Here is a 20,680-nt window from a genome sequence, read left to right on the forward strand (position 1 = left end):
GTGAGTGTCGCCGTGCAGAACGCCTCAGCCGAATTGATGATCTATGTCCCGTCACCGCGGGCCAGCCGGTTCAATGTACCGCTGCTCGCGTCGGTGGCGTTGCACGTAGTCGCGCTGCTGGTATTCGCGGGCACTTCTGTGCGACTGGTGGCGCCGCCGACGGCGCCGATTCGCATCACGATCATCGACCCCGCGCCGCCACCGCCACTTGGCAATGCCGCGGCGCCGATCGCCGCAGTGGCTGTCGCGCAGCCCGCGCCGCAACCCGTCCCAGTGGCGCGGCACCGACCTCGGATTGCCCGCCAGCCGCGCCCGGTCCCGGACACCACCACGACGACCGAACCGGCGCCGAGCACCGACGAGACGGCGCGCATCACGGGTGAGTCCGTCGGTGTTGTAGACGGCGCACCCGGCGGATCGATTGGCGGACAGTCAGGCGGTACCGTTGGCGGGCACGGCGATCAATTGTTCCGGGCCGACGAAGTCGCATCGCCACCGATCGCGATCACCAAACCGATGCCGAACTATCCACCGCTCGCCCGCGCGCGCGGCATCGAGGGCTTGGTGGTGTTGGAAGCCATCGTCGACCGCAGCGGCCAGATCGAACCCGACGGCGTGAAAGTTTTACAGTCGGTGGCGCAGCTCGACGATGCGGCCATCAGTGCGTTCCGCCAGTGGCGCTTCAAGCCGGGACGCGACCAGCACGGCGAACCCGTTCGGGTCGTGCTGCAGGTGCCGATCCGGTTTCAGTTGCGGTAGCGGCCCTACTCGAACGCGGCCAAGAACTCCTTGAACGCCTGCATCTGACCGCCGGCTGTCGAGGACGGCACGAGAATCGGCGTGCTGATTCCCGCCGCGTACCACGCTTCGAGACCGTCGCGGACTTCTTTCACGCTGCCGTAGAGCGTCGTGTCGGCAAGCCAGCGCTCGGACATCAGCGCAGGAATCTTGTCGAACTCCTTCTTCGCGATCGCTTGCTGGATCGCCCGCATTTCGTCTTCATAGCCCGCTTCGATCCAGTAGTTCTGGTAGTTGGGCAGCAGGATGTAACCGGTCAGCGTCTTGCGATTCACCGCGGCGGCCGCGTTGCGGTCGTCGCTGATGCAGGTCGGGATCATGTTGCCGATGAAAAAATCCGCGCTGCCCCGTTTCTCCGCCGGCAGATACGACAGCGACGCCGCCATGTGCGAGCGCGCCGCGTTGGCCCACATCGCGCCCTGGGCGATTTCCGCGGCGAGTCGCACCATGGGTTTGCGCAGCGTCGCCAATACCACCGGTGGTAGCTCGCCTTGCCGATTGCCCCCTTCGCGCAACTGTTCGACGAAGCGCCGCGTGTCGGCCAGCGGCTTGCCGGTCGCGATGCTCAAGCGCTTGTGTACCGGCCCGTGACTCACCCCGATGCCAAATGCGAAGCGGCCGTTGCTCAACTCGTGGATCAACGATGCGGTCTGCGCGTAGTCGAACGGATGGCGCGTGTAGATGTTGGCTATCCCGGTTCCAAAACGAATCGTCTTGGTCGACAGCGCCAGCGCTTCGCACAACCCAACGCCGTCGTTGAAGCTCGGGCAATAGATCCCCGCAAAGCCGCGGCGCTCGATCTCTTGCGCTAACTCGATCGTTGCGTGCCGCCGCCCGGGCATCGCCGCTAGGCTCACTGCTGGTTTTGGGTTCATGGATTCTCCTTGGTGGTGATTCGTGAGACGTGAGACGTGAATCGTGAAGGTTGGACACCCGGCGCGTTAGGTACTCACTGCTGGGCTGGGGCGTAGCCACAGCGCGCCGATCAGGCGCGGATAGATCCACAACGCGAACACCCACAGCGACGCGACCAGCCCGTAGGTCACGAGCAACTGCGTTGGCGGTATCATTCCGAGCGAGGTGGACAGCGCCAACTGCATGGCGAGGCCGAGGATGACGACAACGATGCTCTGACGCGACGAATTCAACGTGAGCGATTGTTGTGGCAACCAACTCGCGCCGGCGAGAAATCCCACCACGCTGCCCGAGATCGTTGCCAACGCCACGTCGCCGGTGAGCGTGATCGCCAACGACGCACCAACGATGACGGCGATCGCCCACGGCGGCGTGTAGCAGTTGCGATGCGCCCAGCGTTCGAGCGGACTGATCGCCGGCAACAGCAACAGCCCGAGCCCCAATCCGCCGAGCACGTCGATCGGAAAATGTACCGCGAGATACAACCGCGAGAACGAGATCAGCGCGATCAGTAGCACCGCCACCGCGGTGAACCAGCGCCGCCCGATCCACCACGCCAGATAGCCCCAGAACACTACAGCACCCTGCGCGTGGCCGCTGGGAAACGAGTTGCTGTGCGATTGATACGGCCGGAAATCCAGCACGCGCGCCAGCGCGGGATCCGGACGCGGCGTGTTCACCCACAGCTTCGCGTACGTGTTCACGTAGCCGCCAAGCAGAATCAACAGGAACAGTCCCATGGCCTTGCGGCGATCGACGATCCAGAACAGCGGTGCGACCGTGAGGTAGTAGAACGTCGGATAGCCGAGATCGGTGACGACGCGAAAGAATCCGTCGCAAAACGGATTCGCCCACGTCGCGATCCAGTGGAACACCGCGTACCCAGTCAGCCACTCCATGCGACGGAGTTAAACAAGTCCAACGTCCAAAGTCCAAGGTCCAAAATTGCGGGTCCAAAGTCCAAGGTCAAAAGTCCAAACCCGCGCGGCCAACGCTTGCGACTTTCGGCTTTGAACTTTGGACCTTGGACTCGGCTTCCGGTAAGGAAGCGGCGATGTCCGAGCGTGCACTGAACGAGATCGACGCCAAGGCGCTGCTGCGGCGCGCCGGCGTGTCGGTGATCGCGACCGCGTTGGCGCGCACGCCCGCGGAGGCGCGGGCCGCGGCGGAGCGTCTGGGATGTCCCGCCGCCGTAAAGATCGTTTCGCCCGACATCGTTCACAAGTCGGACGTTGGCGGCGTTCGCCTCAACCTCGCGACCCCAGCCGAGGTCGAAGCGGCCGCAGCCGCGATGCTCGCCCATGTGCGCGCCGCGCGACCCGACGCGCAGGTGCTCGGCGTGGCGGTGCAACCGATGGCGCCTGCGGGCGGCGTCGAGATCATCGTTGGCGTGCAACACGATCCGCAGTTCGGCCCGGTCATCATGTTCGGTCTCGGCGGCGTGTTGGTGGAAGTGTTTGCCGATGTGGTCTTCCGATTGATTCCGTTGACGCCGCGCGACGCGCGGCAAATGGTACGAGAGATTCGCGGCGCGCGCCTGCTCGGCGCCGTGCGCGGCCGCCCGCCGGTGAATATGTCACAGCTCGAACAATTGCTGCTCGCGGTCTCCGCCCTCGTCGAGCAACGCCCCGACATCGTCGAGCTCGACCTCAATCCAGTGCTCGCGTATCCCGATCGCGTGATTGCGGTCGACGCGCGGGCATTGTTGCGAGCGGCCTCGTGACGTTCAGCCGCGCGCAATTCGATCGCGCCTTCAATCCGCGCGTCGTCGCCGTCGTCGGCGACAAGTTGATGAACGGCTTTCTCTGGCTGCACGCGCTCAAAGCCTTCAACGGTAAGTTGTACTCGGTGCAGATCGATCCCAACGAGATTCCAGCGATCGAAGCGCTTGGCGTCACCAACGTCGCCAGCCTGCTCGATATCCCCGAGCCGGTCGACTACGTCGTGCTCGCCGTCCCGCGCCAGGTGGCGCCGCGTGTGTTGGATGATTGCGTGACGAAGGCGGTCGGCGCGGTCACGCTCTTCACCGCCGGCTTCTCGGAGACCGGCGAGGCCGAAGGCGAACGTCTCGAACAACAGATTGTGACGATCGCGCAGCGCGGCCGCTTGCTGCTTGTCGGCCCAAACTGCATGGGCCTGGCCAACCCGCGCCTCGGGTTGTGCAACTTTCCGAATCAGCCTGCGGGCGAGAGTGCGGCAGGCCACGTCGGATTTCTCGGGCAGAGCGGTACCCACACCATCAACTTCGTCATGCGCGCGCCTGGTCGAGGCGTCGGGATCAGTAAGGCGGCGAGTATCGGCAACGCCTCCGTCGTCGATGCGTGCGACTACCTCGAATACTTGCGCGACGATCCCGACACCAGCGCCATCGCCATGTACGTCGAGGGCGTGCGCAATGGGCGCCGCTTCTTCGAGGTGTTGCGCGCTACCACGCGCGTCAAGCCGGTCGTGATCTGGAAGGGCGGGCAGAGCGGTGCCGGCCAACGTGCGATCTTCTCGCACACGGCGGCCCTCGCCACGCCGACGGCGGTGTGGACCGGCATGCTTCGTCAAGCGGGCGCCGTCAGCGCCGACGGACTGGACGAACTCATCGACATCGTTGCGGCGCTACAGACGGGCAAAACCGCGACCGGCGGGCGCGCCGGCCTCATCGCGATGACCGGCGGACCGTCAGTCGCTCTCACCGACGCCTTCACGCGAACCGGCCTCGACGTGCCGCTGCTCAGCGACGCGTCGTACGCGCGCTTGCGCGAGTTCTTCAACGTCGTCGGCGGGAGCTTTCGTAACCCACTCGACGCTGGCAGCACGATCGCGATGGGGTTCCGCATCGACAATCTCGAAAAGCTGCTCGACATCCTTGACGCCGAGGCTGGCATCGACGTCATCGCCGTCGATCTCGGCGCCGGCTTAGCAGTCGACCGCTGGCGCGAGATCTCAGCAGGACTGACCGGCATGCTCGAACTACTCGCCGGCTTTGCGGCACGCTCGTCGAAGCCGCTGGCGGTGATCATCGAGCCGGCCCACCGCGAGGCCGAGATCGCCGCGGTGCGCTCGCAGTTCATCGTCCGCGGGCTGCTCGCACTGCCATCCGCCGAGCGCGCCGCGGTCGCGCTGCGCAAGCTGGTCGAGCATCACCGCTTCCGCGCCGGGACAGACTGATGGAGTCGCGCCGCGATGGTTCGACGCCGGAGGCGCCCTACACGGCATGGCTGTTGATCGGCATCGTGGGGTTGCTGGCATTGGCGCTGCGCTTGTGGGGCATCGCCTGGGGTGCGCCGTTCATTTACCACGCCGATGAGCATTACGTGTTGCACCGCGCGCTCGATGTCGTGCGCGAACACGATCTCAACCCGCATTGGTTTCAATACCCAACGTTGCTGATCTACGTGCAAGCGCTGCTGATTCTGATCCTGCAGCCGTTCGTCTACGCGCCGCTGACGACGAATGCCGCACTCAACGGCATCGGCCCGTGGGACGCGTTGCCGGAGCAGTGGCCGTTCGTGCTCGCCGGGCGTCTGCTAGTTGCGCTCGCGGGCGTGGTGGGCGTCGTTCTACTCGCGCAAGCCGGACGGCGTTGGCACTCAGCCGCGGCCGGCGTCAGCGCGGCGCTGCTGCTGGCGGTGCTGCCGCTCTACGTCGACAGCGCGCACTACCTCACCACCGACGTGCCGGCGGTAGTGCTCATCGCCGCCACGGTGTGGGCGAGTTTGCGCGCGGAGCCGGAGCGCATGCGCGCGTGGGTCATCGCCGGCGCCTGCGCGGGGCTGGCTGCCGGCACCAAGTACACGGCAGGTTTCGTCGTGCTGGTGCCGCTGGTGATCGCCAGCGATCTGCGCCAACCCAGCGCATCGCTGCGGCGCTTGATGTATGTCGGCGCGGGCGTCATCGCCGCGTTCTTGATCGTCTGCCCGTACTCGTTGCTCGACTTGGAGAATTTTCTCCGCGGGCTCGACGAGCAACGGCAGAATTACCACGCCGGGTCGACTCCCGATCACTCGTGGTACTGGTACCTGACGTACCTGTGGCAGTACGAACTGCACCCCGGCGCGGCAGCGGCGGCACTGGTGGGCGTCGGCTTCGCGCTGCATCGCCGTCGGCGCACCGACGTCGCCCTGCTCTTCGCGCCGCTGTGCTACTTCGCGGTCGTGGCGACCTTCCCGTCGCGTCCCGAGCGCAACGTCCTCCCGCTGCTGCCGTTCGCTTGCCTGTTCGCCGGCCGCGGCATCGTCGAGATCGGCACACGCGTGCTGCCGGCACGCATCGCCAGTGCGGTGATTGCCGTCGTTGTGCTCGGACTCGCGTGGCTGCCGCTCGGCGAGGCGATGCGCATGAATCGAGAACGAGCGCGGCCCGACACGCGCACACTCGCCTGGCAATGGGTGCAGACCAACTTGCCGGCCGGTACCTGTGTGGTGCGCGAGGAATACACGCCGCAGCTTTCGGCGGCGGACTATCGCGTCGTCTACATCTGGTCGTTGGCGCAGCGACCCTACAGTTGGTACCTCGGACAAGGCTGCGATCACGTGATCGCCAGCTCGCACATTTACAATCGCGTCTACAATCCGCCGTTCATCGGCGGCGCCACGGCAGCGGAGTTCTACCGCGTGCTCTTCACCGTGCCGGTGGTGGCCGAGTTCACACCCGGTACCGACGTCACCGGTCCGACGATTCGTATTTTCAAGCTGCCGCGAGAATGATGAAGATGAGAAGGATGAGTCGGCAACCGCCTGTGCTATAGCCACGCCATGGCGAAAGCGCGCACGGTGTATGCCTGCCAAGCCTGCGGGTTTCAGTCGCCGCGGTCGCTCGGTCGCTGTCCCGAATGCGACGGCTGGAGCACGATGGCCGAAGAGCGCCAAGAAGCGGCCCCGACCAGCGCGCGCGCGACGGCTGGCGGAGCGGCCGCGGAACCGCAACCGATCACCGCCGTGCGCGGCGCTGCGGAAGCGCGACGCTCGTCGGGCATCGACGAACTCGATCGTGTGTTGGGCGGCGGCGTCGTGCCCGGGTCCGCGGTGTTGATCGGCGGCGATCCCGGGATCGGTAAATCGACGCTGGTGTTGCAGGCGCTCGCCGCGCTCGCGCGCGACGGCACGACGCTGTACGTCTCCGGCGAAGAGTCGCCCGAGCAGATCAAGATGCGCGCCGATCGCCTCGGCGTGCATGAAGACAAACTGCTCGTGCTCGCGGAAACTTCGTTGGAACGCGTCCTCGAATATGCGCAGAAACTAATGCCGCGCGTCCTCGCGATCGATTCGATTCAGACCGTCTACACCGACGAGTTGGCGTCGGCCCCGGGCAGCGTCGGACAAGTGCGCGAGTGCGCCGCCCAGTTGGTGCAGTTCGCCAAGCGCCGCGGCCTCGCCACCTTCCTGGTCGGTCACGTCACCAAGGAAGGCGCGTTCGCCGGCCCGCGGGTGCTCGAACATGTCGTCGACACCGTGCTCTATTTCGAAGGCGAACGCGGCCACGCCTTCCGCATTCTGCGGGCGGTGAAGAACCGCTTCGGCTCGACCAACGAGATCGGCGTGTTCGAGATGAAGGAGTCGGGCTTGCAACCGGTGGCGAATCCGTCGGCGCTGTTTCTGGCCGAGCGGCCGGTCGACGTGCCGGGCTCGGTGGTGATCGCCAGCATCGAAGGCACGCGGCCGATCCTGGTCGAGTTGCAAGCGTTGGTGTCGCCGACGGCGTTCGGCACCGCACGGCGCACAACGCTCGGCGTCGATCACAACCGCGTCGCGCTGCTGGTCGCCGTGTTGGAGAAGAAGATGGGACTGCAGCTGATGGGCCACGACATTTTCGTCAACGTCGCTGGCGGCGTGCGCATCGAGGAGCCGGCGGTCGATCTCGGCATCGTCGCCGCAGTGGCGTCGAGCTTCCTCGACAAGCCCGTCGATGCCAACACGTTGCTGCTCGGCGAAGTCGGTCTGGCCGGCGAAGTGCGCGCGATCGGTCAGGCCGAAACGCGCGTGCGCGAAGGGGCGAAGCTCGGCTTCACGCGCTGCATTCTACCGGAAGCGTCGCTGCGCCAACTCCCCGCCATCGACGGCGTGACGCTGCACGGCGTCCGCGCGCTCAGCGACGCGTGGGAAGTGTTGTTCTAACTTCAGTCCGGAAAAGAAACGTCTCGCGCCAAGCCGCAAAGCCGCCGAGGACAAGGCGCAGGGATCATCAGCGCCGCTCTACTTCGCTGCCGGCATCGGCACGGTAACCACCGGCACTGTTGACGTGTGGACAATCTTTTCAGCGACGCTACCGAGGAACAGACGGGCGGCACTGCTGCGACCGCTGGTGCCGACAACAATGATGCTTGGGTGCAACGCCACGGCTTGCTCGGCAATGCACGTGGCGGGGTCACCTTCGACCACGTGCAAGTGATAGCGCACGCGCTTGTGGCGCAGGAGCTGCGCGAGTCGCTCGGCGGCACGCTCGCGAATCGCCGCCACCGATTGCGACGGCAACGAACCGGCGCGAAAGAACGGATCGAGTTGGTGCAGCCGCGGCACGACGTGCACGACGTCAAGCGCACCGCCGCGGTCGCGCACGTAGTCCACCGCCCATTCGAGCGCTCGCTCGGAGCCCGGCTTGAAGTCCATCGGGACCAGCACGCGTTGACTCATCGGCACGCAAACCAATCGCGGCCGGAGAGTAGCGGAGCGCCGCGCACCCGGCAAACGTCAGGGTGCGCTCGCTGTCGGATTACCGAGCAAGAGGATCAACGACGCGCGAGTTCTCGGGCTAAAGTTTCCTCGAGGAAGGCTTCAACCTCTTCCATCGAGTCCAGCTTGGCTTCTATGCGAGGTGCGTCCCACGTGCTCGCGACCGCGGTAGCGGCGTTGCGTCGATGGAGAAAGAAGTTTCCGATGGCCCATCCGGGTTCACACGCCACAAAAAATCCATTACCTGTCGAGTACGGCTCGAAGTCTGGGTGCGTCGCTGCTGCTCGGTACCGCCCGGGATCGAGGACAACGCGATAGACCCCGCGCTGGTCCGAAAGGGTCTCTTCATGGCGAAGTGCGTATTCATGATCGAAGGAGACGGCAGCCCCCTCGATGGGTAGCCCAAGCCACCGCTCTTCGCTCACGACGCCCGTGAAACCGAAGAACTGCTCGCCGGGCGCCGGCGTTGGGGTCGGCGTTCCATCTGTGCGACGCGTCAGAGCGAAGTTCGACGTCAGAATTCGCGTGGGAGCGACTATCAACTCCTCCCGGATGGGCTCGTAGTCGGGATGACGAACCTCAACGCGATAGGAGCCTGCGGGCAGCTCGACGAGAAAGTACCCCGTGGGGCTAGCGACGGCTTCGAGCACAAAGTCCGATCCCTCCATCTCGAAGCGCACCGTTGCCCCACCCACGCGCGGGCAATACCATGCCCCCTGAAACGCTTGGTAAACGATGCCGCCAACACGATAGCGATTGGGCGCTGGGGTGAATGTTGGGGTGGCGGACGGCGTCGGGGTGCGTTGCGGTGGAGCGATACTCACGGTGGGGGTGGATGTTGGGGTGGCGGACGGCGTCGGGGTGTGTTGCGACGGAGCGATACTCACCGTGGCGGTTGGATCGGGTTGAACGAAATCGATTGGGGTGCCGGAACACTCGGATGGCAGGGCGACCCCCGCGACCGATGACGAGTGCGCATTCTTGCAAGAGATGACGATCTCGGTGGTCTGCGCTTCGGCCGACGAAGCGGCTCGACATGAGAAGAGCATCGTTCCGGTGGGCAGAGGGCTCGGGTCGTAAAAGGACAGGACGATGGCGCGAATGCCGTCATCAACGAAGGAGAACACCGTGTCTTCGTGGCCAATACCGGGGGCAACTCGACACTGCGGACGACCCCGGCTGTCGGCGGAAATCCGTGCGTTGCGACTCACCGTGAGATCCACCTGAGTCGCGACGGCACCGAGATCGTTGCTCAACAGCCCTACCTCGATGATGAAGGGATCGCCTGGGTTCACGGTCGCCGGTTCGGTCTTGAAGCCGATTCGCACAACACTTTTCTCGCTCGGCTCGTGATGATCCGCGCTCTGCGTGGCCAACGAATCAGGCGACTGGTCAGTTGGCGGGGTCTCTCCGCACGCGGCAACGGCGAAGAGAAGAAGCAGTGCCTGCCTCGCGGTTCTCATCGTGCTCATTCCGCTTTCTCCTTCCGTCTTTCGACGATGGAAATGCGGGACAAGGCCGTAGGACGCGCCTCGTCTGATATCCGATGTGCTCCTACGGCGCCGGTGTTGGCGTCGGCGTCGCGCAGGTCGTGTTACAGCCGCCGACGCCACCGACCACGAGCACCTGACCCGGAAGACACAGTGGTGGGGTACAGATCGGGAACGGGATGTCCGCTGTCGCGGTCGGCGTGCCGCAGCTGGTGCCGTGGTAGGCGAGAAACACGTGCGGCGTGTTGACGGCGTTGCTGTCGATCGCCAGCTCCAAGCGTGACTGCGGCCAACCCTGCTCGTGGTACGTGACCGGAATCCTCACGCTCGTTCCACTCGGCAATTTCAGCGGCAGGCTGATCGCGCTCGTGTCCCAACTAAACCCGCTGCCGTATTCTCCCTGACTGTAGCCGTTGTCGAGCTTGAGCGCGGCAATGACCAACGTACTGTCGGCGGTGCCACTGCTCTTGATCGTGATCGTGAACTCGCCGCTGCAGCTCACCGTCAGCGACGATGGCTCGACCGCGATTGCCGCACCCATGCCGGAACCCGGCGGAGGGCACTGGTTGAACGTGGCGTTGCACACGCCGTCTGCGCAGAACGAGCGCGGACACGCGGTCGAACCGTCGGCACACAAGAAACACGGGACGCCGAGCGCCGGACAGTCCGCGTCCTTGGTGCACTGCTTCGGCTTCTCGGGTACGCAGACGCCCTGACAATCCGCGCCCACCGCCGGATCACAATTGTCGGTTGGATCGTCGACGCACATCGACCCGGCGGGACATGCGAGCCCCGCGAGCCCACCGCAGCGCGGGCACGGTGGCGTGTCGGATGCGCAGGGCGCGTTGGGCGGACAGCAGGAGACTGCACACGGCGGTTGCTCCGGAATGCAGGTGTCGCCCGTGGCGCAACACGACACGGTCGGCGTGGGCGTCGGCGTCGATCGCGGCGGCGGGATCGAGCCGTGCGGATGCGGTCGCGGCGACGGTGTCGGGGTTGGCGTGCCGGAGGATGGTGAACACGTCGGTGGCGGCGTCAAGATAGGTACAAAGAACGAAGCCTGGTTGTTCTCCTCGTTGCCTTCGGGCACCGCGTTGGTCACATCAACGATGACGTCCGCCTTGCCGAATGACGGCAGCGGCAGCGAGAAACAGCTCTCCGCACCGGCGGCCAGTCCCCTTACTTCGAACTGCTTGCCGCTCACCGACACTGCGAACCCGCCAGCGGCGCCGCCACCGCGATTCGCGATGCAGACATCGATCGACGCGGAGTTGAGACCCCCCTGCTCGACGCAGCCGCCCGGCGGCGGCGGCGCCTTGACGTACACACCGATCGGCACCAAATCCGCCGCATCGGTTTGTGATCCGCCCGTTCCGACGCGAATAGTCAGCTTCACCACGGGGTCGTAGTAGAGATAGAAGCGCCCGACGATTTGATACGTCCCGTCCGACACCGGATTGCCCTGTTCATCTTTGAGATCCCAGAACGCGCGTAGCTGATACTTGAGCGCTTCCTGATCGCGTCCGGGCGCGGCCGCCGGGATGAACGGATCGCCGCAACCCTCTTCGCGGATCGTACGGACACGCTGATCGCCGCGATAGACGTAGAGATCGAGACACGGATCGAACACGCCGCCGTGCGGTTGGATCTCGGTGACGGTGTAGCGCAGCGCCGCCACTCCGGGCTGGCTGTAGTGATCGCAGTCGGACTCCAAGATCACGCGATTGAAGTCGTCCGACCACTGCGACCGGTTGACGCTGGCCGCATCGCAGTAGTTCAACTCGCTGGTGGCGAACACTTCGAGCGCCACCGCGTTGCTCTCCAGCCCGCCAAGGACCGCGAGTACGTTTACCGTGCCCGCCGCGTGTGCGGTGAACACCCCGGCAACATCAAAGGAGCCGATCAGCGGATCGCTGCTCGACCACGTCGCCTGCATCGTGACGTCGCGCGCGATGCCGATGTCGTAGTAGCCGGTCGCGCGGAAGAAACGTTGATCGCCGATTGCCACCACTCGGTCGGTGCCTTCTTGATAGATGGAGAGGGATTGCAACGTCGCTTCGTTCACGACGTGCACGGTGACCGGATTGCTCGTCACTTCATCGAGTGTCGCCGTGATCGCCGCGTTGCCCGCCGCCACCGCCGTCATCACGCCGTGCGCATCGATGGTCGCGGCGGTGTCGTCGCTGGTGTGCCAGGCGACTTCGCCGGTCACATCGCGCCATGCCCCGGTATCGTACTGCGCCGTTGCCTGGAATTTGAGTTGATCGCCGCGGAGAACCGGAATGGTGTAGCCGCAATCGAAACACGGTTCCGGCCGCGTCCCGTTCGCGTCGACGCGGCTGTCGACCACCGCGAAGCCGCCGTTGTTGGCGTAGATCGAGATCGCCACGATGCTCGGCTCGGTGACAACCTTGAGCTGGGTGGCGTCACTCGTCACGCCGCTCAGCGATGCGGTGAGTTGGGTCGTGCCGACGGCGCGGCCGGTAAACAGGCCGTCGGTCACATCGCCGATACCGCTGGGATCGAGCTGCCACGTCACCTCGTTGGTGATGTCCGCGTAGTAGCCATCGTCGAACTCACCGAAGGCACTGAATTGAATCGTGCCGCCGACCTGCACCACCTGCGTGCAATTGGGGATCGGCAAGATGTCGCCGGGACTCGGTGGCAGGCGAATCGGCGTTGCGCCGGGGGCGGTCTTCGGCGCACCGAGCGGATAGAGGCACGAAAGGTTCTGCACGTGAATCGTGCGCAGCGCGGGCCGCGCGACGACTTCCAGCGGCCACTCGCCGCTGAGTTTGTCACCGATCGATGCGGTGACGATGGTATCGCCGACCGCGAGCGCCGACGCGGTGCCCCACGAATCGATCGAGGCAACGTGCGGATTCGCCGACTGCCACGCGGCCAGATAGGTCACGTCGATCACGGTGCCGTCGCTGAGTCGCGCGCTGGCCGAGAATCCACCCTGCTGGCCGACGATCAGTTGCGACGGACCATTCGTGATGCTGATGCTGTCGATGTCGACCGCATCGCAGATCGGGAGGCACACACTGGTGCGACAATCGTCACACTCCGGGCAACTGGGAACACACCGGCAGATGTCTCCCGGCAGTTGGCAACTGCCGTTGTCGTTGCAGCGATAGGGATTGACGCGGCCGGCCGGCGCACAGACGCCTGGACTACCGCAGTCCTCGCACGACGGGCAGCTCGCCAGACATTGGCACACGGTACCGTTCGGACAGGTCTCACCTTGCTCGCAGACGCTGAGCGGCACCGTACAGCCGTCGACGGCGAAGTGACCATCGCCGTCGGGATCAGTAAGCGTACGACTGCCATCGCCGATCTCGACGATGCGCCCGTTGCCGGTCACGACATGCGCGCCATTGGGCGCAATCGTTTCGGTGAGGCGCACGCCGCCGCGGGTGAACGTCGAGATCGATTTGACCTGGCCCAGACCGATCTCAGCGACGACATCCGCCGTGCCGTCGTCACCGACCGCAAACGGCACCAGGAACGCGGCGAGATTCCCGGCGAGGACTTTGTTGATCGAGAGCGCATAGTGGCCGGCGGCCAGTCCCTGGATTTCGAACCGCCCGTCAGCGGTGGTCACGCCGCGCTTGGTGGCGACGCCGACGACCGTGAAGTCGGCGAACGAAAGAACCTTGTCAAACGAGGCGCTGTCGGGATGGGACATCCAGTCTGACGACGGCGCAGCGAGCGCGTCGCCGCGATTCGACGCGACCGAGTTTTGCAGCAAGAGCAGGCCGGTGACGGCGTTGCCTGAGGTCTGGGTCGGCACCAGCGTCGGCGTCCCACTTGGATGCAGCGTGTTGGTCGGCACCGGACGCAGCGTTCGCGTGGCCGTGGAGGCGGCCGCGCCACCGCCGTCGCTGCTACTGCCACCGCAGGCCGCGATCAGCGCGGCGAGCGCGATTGAAAGAACGGGCAGGCCCCAACGAGCGCGTGTGATGATCATGACGGACTCCTTCGTTGCATCCTTCGTTTGTGTCGCCACGCTAAGAGCGGGAGCGTGATCCCCATCAGCATCGACCAGTCGGTACCGTGGAGATGAGGTGGCGGTTCGATTGCGCAGCCACCGCCCGCTGCAGGTGTCTTGGTCGGCGACGGTGACGGTGTGCGCTTCAATGTTGCGGTTGGTGTGCAGACACAAGTAACCGTTCGCGAGAGAGTTGGCGAGGGCGCAGCCGCCAACACCGTGAACGTCACCGATCCGATCTCCGCCTCGGTAGCCACGCGCACGACATGCGGCCCCGGTGCGGCATCCGTGGGAACGGTAAACCCTGCCGCGTAGTTGCCAATCGTATCACCCTGGCCCTCGCCGACTGCTACGTCGTCGAAATAGACGACGACTGTGCGCCCGGAGTGTGCGAAGTAACACGTGCCGCTCACGCTCACCCCGGTCCCCACCGGTCCGGTAGTTGGGATCACGGTTGGTTGGCAGCCGGGGGAAGGGGGCAGAGTTGCGGAGACGCTTGGCGTGGGAGGCGCGCACACGCACGCCCCGCAGTGGTGGCAACTGGAGTCGCACACCGCATGCGAGCCCGCCGCGCACGAGGGCGGCGGCGCGCAAGGAAGACACGTGGCGGTCGGGGTCGGGGTTGGGGTTGAGGAGAAGCACTGCGGAGGAACGCCGACGGGAATGCAGCCTTCGGTAGGCGTGCGTGTCGGGATCAATGTAGGCGTCGATTGCAAGTCGCCTGGCGCCGGCCCGATGGCGAACGCAAAGATTGCCGCGACGCCGGTGGGTCCGTGTCCAACTCGAATGACAGCCGTCACCGTCTCCGTGCCTGAGTCGATCACCCAAGCCGAGTCGCCTTCGGCGTTGGGGATGTAGGCCGGCGGCGCCGCGCTGGCGCGCGCGGCGCTCAGCAGCGGCACCAGCATCGCCAGCGCACGCGGCCGCGCGCGGCGTATGCTGACGAGCAACGCTGGCACGGCAAGAAGCAGGACCACCCTCGTTGAGGAAGCGGATGAGCGAACGACGGTACAACCGCCCGAGCCTACGCCTGCGCCTGCGCCAAGATTGCTCGGCGCCCCCTCGACATCGACTTGCGCAGCGGGAGTAGCCGTCACCGACGCGTTCGCGCTCGGTCCGATGCGTGGCGAGAACGCGGTCGGGGTTGCGGTCGGCGCCTCCGCGTCAAATGGCGTCGGCGTTCCGGTCGGCAACCGTGTCGCCGTTGCGCGCCGCGTCGTCGTCGGTCCAGTAAGGATCACCGCGCCGTCTCGTCCCTCGGCGGGCAGCGCGTCGCCGTTCGACGCCGCCGCGATGATGCCGAGGTTACCCAGCGTCGCCGACGCTTCATCGCCTTGGGCCAGGAACGTACAGGAATATAGCTCGCCGTCTGGAATCGGATTGATGTTGTCGAACGCAACCACGATCGCACGCAGCATTTTCCGGTTGTCTCCGTAGGACGGACAAAGTGCGACGTCGCGGCAGTCGTGAATCGAGAGCGCCAGCGTCTTGCAAGGCGCGCTGGCCGAGCCAGTTTCGCATGCCGCATCGTGGGTGCTAATCGCCGGATTGATACGGCAACTTGTGGTGCTCACCAGATCGACGACGGTTGGATCGAACAGGATATCGTTCTGCGTGCCGCTAACCGTGTAGCCGTTGGTCGAGAGGGTGACACTGATGGTGAACGCGCCGCCCGGATGCACGGTCGCATCGCCAACATCGATCGATACCGCGCTGCCCGATGCGGGCGTCGGGGTGGCCGTCGGTCGCGGCGGGTCTCCCTCGTTCACGTAGCGGGCGAGTTGGACCGCGTACTTGGCGCCAACGAAAGTGTATCCGGCAGCCACGACACTTCCGTCACCTTGAAGGGCAAGGGCCCGCGCACTCCCCGGTGGCCCGAGCTCGACACCGCCAGTTCCAAAACTCGTATCGGGCCGGCCGTTCGCCGTGTACCGCGTCAACACGAAGCCCGCACCGAACCCCGCTGCCTCACGGGTGGCGATCAACCCTCCGTCGGGTTGCAACGTGAGCGCATACGCAGCGTCGAAACCCTGACTTGCCGCTGTGACCGCGATGCCACCGCTGCCAAAGGACGCGTCGAGCGTGCCGTCCGCGCGGTAGCGCACCAGCACGGCATTGAGACCGTTTGTACCCGCGGCAACCAACTTGCCGTCGGGTTGCCTGACCAACGAGTAGGCGCTGGCACTGCGCGTACCCAACGATGTCGTGACGCGGCCGTCGACACCAAACGAGGAATCCAACCTACCATCGGCTTCGTAGCGCACGAGCGCCCAGGCGCAATCATGGTTGCATGTGCCGCCGGCCGCAACCACCCGGCCATCCGGCTCGATCACCAGCGCGCGCGCCCACGCGCCATCGCTACCAATCGCGGTGCGCACAATGCCGCCGTCGCCGAACGACGGATCGACGCTGCCATCGGTATTGTAGCGAACCAGCATGAACAACCGATTGTCCGAGCCCGCTGCGATCACTTTGCCATCGGGCTGCAGTGCCACTGCCGCCGCGCTCGCGCTGCGTTCGCTGATCGCCGTCACCGCTTGGCCGCCGTCGCCGAAGCTCGTATCGAGCGTCCCGTCGCTATTGAAGCGTGCTACCGCGAACCCACACGTGTCGTTGCACCTCAATCCCGCAGCGACCAATTTTCCATCCGCTTGCAAGACGAGTGCGAAGCTCTGATCGTCCCCGTTGCTCAGCGGCACGACCGCAATACCATTGGCCCCGAAGCTCGCATCGAGCGTTCCGTCCGGGTTGTAGCGGATGAGCAGAAAGTCGTCCTTGGTAACCGGCGCAGTGACTGGTGTGGGGGTCGCGGGTGCATCGTTGCGCACGGAGCCGGCGGCGACCAGCTTGCCGTCGGGTTGCAGCACCAGCGCGTAAGCGAAGGCATCGTTGCTGAGTGCGGTCGCGACGACGCCCGCGTCGCCGAAGCTGGGGTCGAGCCCGGCGCGCGCTGTCCCCGCCGGTTGCACGGCGATCGCGGCCAGCAGCAGGGTCCCGACGGTGCGGTGAGTCACCTTCATGGCCAAAATCCGACGGCCTCACGTCTAAACAACTCTTGTTTTCTTGTCAAGCAATTTCCATTTCGGTAGTATCCCGGCATGGCCGCTCCGGGGGCGCCGCGCAAAGGCATCAAGGACATCTTCTACGAGACCCGTGTGCTCACCGGGCGCGACTACACCGTGCGGCGCTTCGCCATCGAGGTGCTCGGTGGGCACGTCGATCCGGTCATGCTGGGCTACATCGAAAAGGGTAAGCGCTTTCCCAACGAAGCACTGGTGCGGCGGTTGGCGGCGATTCGCAAGCAAGACCCGCACGAGTTGCTCGCCCTCTTGTGGCGCGATCGCATCGTTTACGCGTTCGGCAGAGAGCTGCGCAAAGTGTTGCACTCGCCCAAAGGTGTCGGCGGTGTCGAGGACGGCGAACTGGCGGTCGTCATCAGCCAGGCGATCGCGGCCTTGCCGGACGACGCGAGCTGGATACCGGTGGCGCGCTGGCGCGCGCAGTTTCGCGCCGCGCCGAAGCGCAGCAAACGCGCCACGGCGGCATCGGACGAAATGGTCCAGCGGGTCGAGACCACGCTGCGCGAGCGCCGGTTGGTCGAAGTGCGCGCGGGAAGAGTGCGCCGTCGCGGTCGCCACTTCGTCGCCACCGATCTGAAGGAACGGCAAGCGCTGGCGTTGGAGTTCTGCACGCTGTTCGCCAAAGGCATGCTCGATAAACTGGCGCTGCCCGATCTCGAGACCGGCACCTACCTGCGCAATCACTATTTGAACATCGATCCGAAACGGCTGCCGGAGTTTCGCAAGCGGTTGGAGGCGGCGCTCAAGAAACTGGCGGAAGACTTCGCCACCGAGGCCACCGCCGACACTTACTTCCTTAACGTGCTGGTCAACGCGACTCCATTCTGAGTGGGGTGATGATGCAGACCTGGCGATCTCTGAGATGTCTTCTGGCGCTGATCACTCTCGCGCTGGCGGCGTGCAGTGGCAGCGGCTCCAGCGGCTTCGACGTCTCCAGCGAGAACACGGCGATCGATCAAGCGCTCAGCCAGCAGCAGTGCGTCGACTTCGAAGGGTTGACCATCTGCCCGGCCAACTCCGGGCCGATCGCGCCGAGCAATCCGCCGACGCTCACCCCCACGCCGACCCACACCCCAACCAATGCACCAACGACCACGAACACGCTCAAGCGGATCGCCACTGCGACCGATACGCCGACGCAGACCCTAGTGCCCACCGACACGCCAACTTCCACCGTTCCACCAACAGCGACCGCAACGTCTACGATGACCTTGACGCTGCCGCCAACGGATTCACCGACGACCATCGAAACCGCAAGCACGACTGCAACGCAGACCGGCACCGCGACCGGAACGCCCACGTCGACTCAAACACCGACCCAACCGACCACCGACTTCTCAACTCCGACGGCGACGGCGAGCCGCACCGCAACACGGACCAGCACGACAACTTCCACGCCGGTTACAACGACGACCGGCGTACCGGTAACCACGGCACCGCTCGCCACAGCGACGACAACCGGAACGAGTCAACCGACGGCGACGACCACCACCACGTTGACCGCAACCCAAGTGCCCACAGAGACACCAACGAGCCCGCCGCCCACTGCGACGGGCACCGCTACGTCGTCGCCCACGGCGGTACCTTCTCGCACCGCGACGGCTCCGCCGACGGCGACAGCGACTCTGGTACCCACGCGTACGGCGACCCATGTAGCGACGGCGACTGCGACGCGGCCGCCAACGCTGGCACCATCGTTCGCTGCAACCGCGACTCCGAAACCGACGTCGACGGTAACGCTGGTACCGACAGTCACGCTAACGCCCACGCTCGCCCCGACCCCGCCAATGCAAGTGGACACGGCGATCGATAGCTCCACCCCGGTCGCTTGCGCCCCGGTCAACGGGGGCACCCGCTGCACCTTTACGCTCGCCTTTAGCGCGCAGGGGTTTCATGCCGATGCGGAGTTTCGCGTCGCCGTGCGCACCGTCAACCCGCTCGGATCGTGGATGATCATCCCCACTCCGCTGCTGAGCTTGGGGCCGACCGCGTCGATCTTCCGCGTGCCGGTCTCGGTGGCCGTCGCCACGTCCGCCACCGAAGTGCAACTCGCCGTCCTCGCGTTCGCCGAACCGGCGGCCGCTGTACCAAGTACGGTCAAAGCGCTCGGAGACAGCGGGGCAAACTTCGCGTACGTGACGCCGCCATTGCCGTTGCGGCCGTAAACGACAAGCCGCCAGGGCACCAAGTTCGGATGAGTCTCTATCTCGGCTTCGATGTCGGCACTCAGGGCACCAAGGGTGTGGTGCTCGACGCGGAGTCGCATGCCGTGGTCGCGCGAGCGGGGCGATCGTATGGGCTGATTCCGAACCTCCCACCGGGCGCGGCGGAGCAGCATCCCGAGACCTGGGTGCAAGCGGTGCAGGAGGTTGCCGCGGAGTTGCTCGCCGGTGTGGACCGGGCGCGCGTGCGTGGCATCGGCGTTTCGGGTCAGCAACACGGCCTCGTCGTTCTCGACGATCACGATCGCGTCGTGCGGCCGGCGAAGTTGTGGTGCGACACCACGACGGCCGCTGAGGCGCACGAGCTATCACGCGACCTCGGGCACGCGATTCCCGCGGGCTTTACGGCGTCGAAGATGCTCTGGCTGCAGCGCCACGAGCCGGAAGTTTGGAAGCGCGTGCGCTCGGTGCTGCTGCCTCACGACTACCTCAACTTCCGTCTGACCGGACGCAAGACGATGGAACCGGGCGACGCGTCCGGTACTGGTTTCTTCGATCCGGTCACGCGCGCGTTTGATCAGCGTGCGTTGTCACGCATCGATGCGCGCTTGGCAGAGATGCTGCCGCCGATGATTCAGTCGGGCGAACCGGCCGGCGCGTTGTCGTCCGCTGGCGCGCAGTTGTTAGGTCTCCCCGACGGAATGCTGGTTGCGAGCGGTGGCGGCGACAACATGATGAGCGCGATCGGCAGCGGCGCGACCAGGCCGGGTGTCGTGGTCGTCAGCCTCGGCACATCGGGGACAGCTTTCGCCTACAGCCCGACTCCGGTGGTCGATCCCGACGGATCGATCGCGGCGTTCTGCGATTCCACGGGCGGCTGGCTGCCGCTGCTGTGCGTGATGAACATGACCGGCGTGACCGAAGAGGCACGCGCCGCGTTCGGCGATGCCGATCACGAGTTGCTGACGCGCGAGGCAGCGCAGGTGCCCGCGGGGTGCGACGGCGTGATGTTCCTACCGTACCTACGGGGCGAGCGCGTCCCTAATCTCCCCGGCGCAACCGGCGCGATCGTCGGACTGCGTCCCGGGCTGCTGCGGCGCGGCCATCTGTTTCGCGCCGCGCTCGAAGGCACGAGCTTGAATCTCGCGCTCGGCATCGAGCGGATGCAGCGACTCGGGATCACCGTCGATTCCGTTCGCGTTGTCGGTGGTGGCGCACACAATCCACTGTGGCGCCAGATCCTCGCCGACGTGCTCGAGGTCTGGGTGCAACGGCTAACGGAACCGGAATCCGCCGCCCTCGGCGCGGCGATTCAGGCGCTCTGGACCGTGGGGCGTGCAGCAGGAGAATCGGTGAGCGCTAGCGAAATGGCCGCTCCGTTTGTTCGCACGGACAGCGAACTCGTTCAGCCCGACGCGACGCACCTTGATGTCTATCGCGAAGCACGCGCGAATCTCCGCGCGCTCACAAAACGCATATTCCGCGCAAATTGACTCGGAGGTCATCCACCAAACCTCAGCGCGAACCGTCTCCAACCGTCGCCTCTGACCATTCCAGTGCCTCAGGTTCACGCTGCTCGTCT

Annotated in this window: 14 protein-coding genes; 8 read left to right on the top strand and 6 right to left on the bottom strand. The window is 65.5% G+C overall.

The genetic code is table 11. The annotated features are described in order from the left end of the window. On the top strand, positions 1-759 hold the full coding sequence (locus HYR72_21820; protein ID MBI1817624.1) for a TonB family protein: 759 nt from the start codon (positions 1-3) through the stop codon (positions 757-759). Positions 760-764: 5 nt separating this feature from the next. Here HYR72_21820 and HYR72_21825 read toward each other — a convergent pair whose 3' ends face one another. Both HYR72_21825 and HYR72_21830 read right to left on the bottom strand, forming a co-directional pair. After that, positions 765-1,673, bottom strand: a complete 909-nt coding sequence (locus tag HYR72_21825; protein ID MBI1817625.1) for an LLM class flavin-dependent oxidoreductase — start codon at positions 1,671-1,673, stop codon at positions 765-767. A gap of 66 nt (positions 1,674-1,739) precedes the next feature. Further along, a complete protein-coding gene (locus HYR72_21830; protein ID MBI1817626.1) occupies positions 1,740-2,612 on the bottom strand; it encodes a phosphatase PAP2 family protein in 873 nt (290 codons plus the stop codon). 155 nt (positions 2,613-2,767) lie between these two features. Here HYR72_21830 and HYR72_21835 point away from each other — a divergent pair, with 155 nt between their 5' ends. From HYR72_21835 to radA, 4 genes are read left to right on the top strand one after another with little or no spacing between them, the layout of a single operon-like run. After that, entirely contained in the window at positions 2,768-3,436 is a 669-nt protein-coding gene (locus HYR72_21835) for an acetate--CoA ligase family protein (protein ID MBI1817627.1), read from the top strand. Continuing rightward, positions 3,433-4,872 carry a CoA-binding protein gene (locus HYR72_21840; protein MBI1817628.1) on the top strand — a complete coding sequence of 480 codons (1,440 nt, stop codon included), beginning with the start codon at positions 3,433-3,435 and terminating at the stop codon, positions 4,870-4,872. The genes HYR72_21835 and HYR72_21840 overlap by 4 nt, the downstream gene beginning before the upstream one ends. Then, on the top strand, positions 4,872-6,410 hold the full coding sequence (locus HYR72_21845; protein MBI1817629.1) for a glycosyltransferase family 39 protein: 1,539 nt from the start codon (positions 4,872-4,874) through the stop codon (positions 6,408-6,410). Before HYR72_21840 ends, HYR72_21845 begins: the two co-directional genes overlap by 1 nt. 48 nt (positions 6,411-6,458) lie before the next feature. Further along, positions 6,459-7,817 (top strand): DNA repair protein RadA, encoded by a 1,359-nt coding sequence (gene radA / locus HYR72_21850; GenBank protein MBI1817630.1) that lies wholly within the window; start codon positions 6,459-6,461, stop codon positions 7,815-7,817. A gap of 78 nt (positions 7,818-7,895) precedes the next feature. Here radA and HYR72_21855 read toward each other — a convergent pair whose 3' ends face one another. The 4 genes from HYR72_21855 to HYR72_21870 all read right to left on the bottom strand — a co-directional run bounded on the left by HYR72_21855 (position 7,896) and on the right by HYR72_21870 (position 16,876). Next, complete coding sequence (locus HYR72_21855) at positions 7,896-8,333, bottom strand: universal stress protein (GenBank protein MBI1817631.1); 438 nt, start codon at positions 8,331-8,333, stop codon at positions 7,896-7,898. A 95-nt stretch (positions 8,334-8,428) separates the two neighbouring features. Then, the gene (locus HYR72_21860; protein ID MBI1817632.1) at positions 8,429-9,844 is read right to left on the bottom strand and encodes a hypothetical protein; all 1,416 of its coding nucleotides are present in this window, start codon (positions 9,842-9,844) and stop codon (positions 8,429-8,431) included. 82 nt (positions 9,845-9,926) lie between these two features. Next, on the bottom strand, positions 9,927-13,835 hold the full coding sequence (locus tag HYR72_21865; protein MBI1817633.1) for an Ig-like domain-containing protein: 3,909 nt from the start codon (positions 13,833-13,835) through the stop codon (positions 9,927-9,929). Then, entirely contained in the window at positions 13,832-16,876 is a 3,045-nt protein-coding gene (locus HYR72_21870; protein ID MBI1817634.1) for a hypothetical protein, read from the bottom strand. The genes HYR72_21865 and HYR72_21870 overlap by 4 nt, the downstream gene beginning before the upstream one ends. A 78-nt stretch (positions 16,877-16,954) precedes the next feature. On the opposite strand from HYR72_21870, the gene HYR72_21875 reads away from it, so the two are divergent. From HYR72_21875 to xylB, 3 genes are read left to right on the top strand one after another with little or no spacing between them, the layout of a single operon-like run. Further along, complete coding sequence (locus HYR72_21875) at positions 16,955-17,764, top strand: hypothetical protein (GenBank protein ID MBI1817635.1); 810 nt, start codon at positions 16,955-16,957, stop codon at positions 17,762-17,764. A gap of 8 nt (positions 17,765-17,772) precedes the next feature. Next, complete coding sequence (locus HYR72_21880; GenBank protein ID MBI1817636.1) at positions 17,773-19,101, top strand: hypothetical protein; 1,329 nt, start codon at positions 17,773-17,775, stop codon at positions 19,099-19,101. A gap of 29 nt (positions 19,102-19,130) precedes the next feature. After that, positions 19,131-20,591 (top strand): xylulokinase, encoded by a 1,461-nt coding sequence (xylB, locus tag HYR72_21885; GenBank protein MBI1817637.1) that lies wholly within the window; start codon positions 19,131-19,133, stop codon positions 20,589-20,591. The last annotated feature ends 89 nt before the right edge of the window (positions 20,592-20,680 follow it).

It is taken from the genome of Deltaproteobacteria bacterium, from assembly GCA_016178705.1.
GTDB lineage: Bacteria > Desulfobacterota > Binatia > HRBIN30 > JACQVA1 > JACOST01.

Excerpts from the sequence above, each read along its gene's own strand:
- HYR72_21870 (MBI1817634.1), bottom strand. The coding sequence starts at position 16,876 with ATGAAGGTGACTCACCGCACCGTCGGGACCCTGCTGCTGGCCGCGATC.
- HYR72_21860 (MBI1817632.1), bottom strand. The coding sequence starts at position 9,844 with ATGAGCACGATGAGAACCGCGAGGCAGGCACTGCTTCTTCTCTTCGCC.
- HYR72_21880 (MBI1817636.1), top strand. The coding sequence starts at position 17,773 with ATGATGCAGACCTGGCGATCTCTGAGATGTCTTCTGGCGCTGATCACT.
- HYR72_21825 (MBI1817625.1), bottom strand. The coding sequence starts at position 1,673 with ATGAACCCAAAACCAGCAGTGAGCCTAGCGGCGATGCCCGGGCGGCGG.
- HYR72_21865 (MBI1817633.1), bottom strand. The coding sequence starts at position 13,835 with ATGATCATCACACGCGCTCGTTGGGGCCTGCCCGTTCTTTCAATCGCG.
- HYR72_21845 (MBI1817629.1), top strand. The coding sequence starts at position 4,872 with ATGGAGTCGCGCCGCGATGGTTCGACGCCGGAGGCGCCCTACACGGCA.
- HYR72_21855 (MBI1817631.1), bottom strand. The coding sequence starts at position 8,333 with ATGAGTCAACGCGTGCTGGTCCCGATGGACTTCAAGCCGGGCTCCGAG.
- xylB (MBI1817637.1), top strand. The coding sequence starts at position 19,131 with ATGAGTCTCTATCTCGGCTTCGATGTCGGCACTCAGGGCACCAAGGGT.
- HYR72_21835 (MBI1817627.1), top strand. The coding sequence starts at position 2,768 with ATGTCCGAGCGTGCACTGAACGAGATCGACGCCAAGGCGCTGCTGCGG.
- HYR72_21875 (MBI1817635.1), top strand. The coding sequence starts at position 16,955 with ATGGCCGCTCCGGGGGCGCCGCGCAAAGGCATCAAGGACATCTTCTAC.
- HYR72_21830 (MBI1817626.1), bottom strand. The coding sequence starts at position 2,612 with ATGGAGTGGCTGACTGGGTACGCGGTGTTCCACTGGATCGCGACGTGG.
- radA (MBI1817630.1), top strand. The coding sequence starts at position 6,459 with ATGGCGAAAGCGCGCACGGTGTATGCCTGCCAAGCCTGCGGGTTTCAG.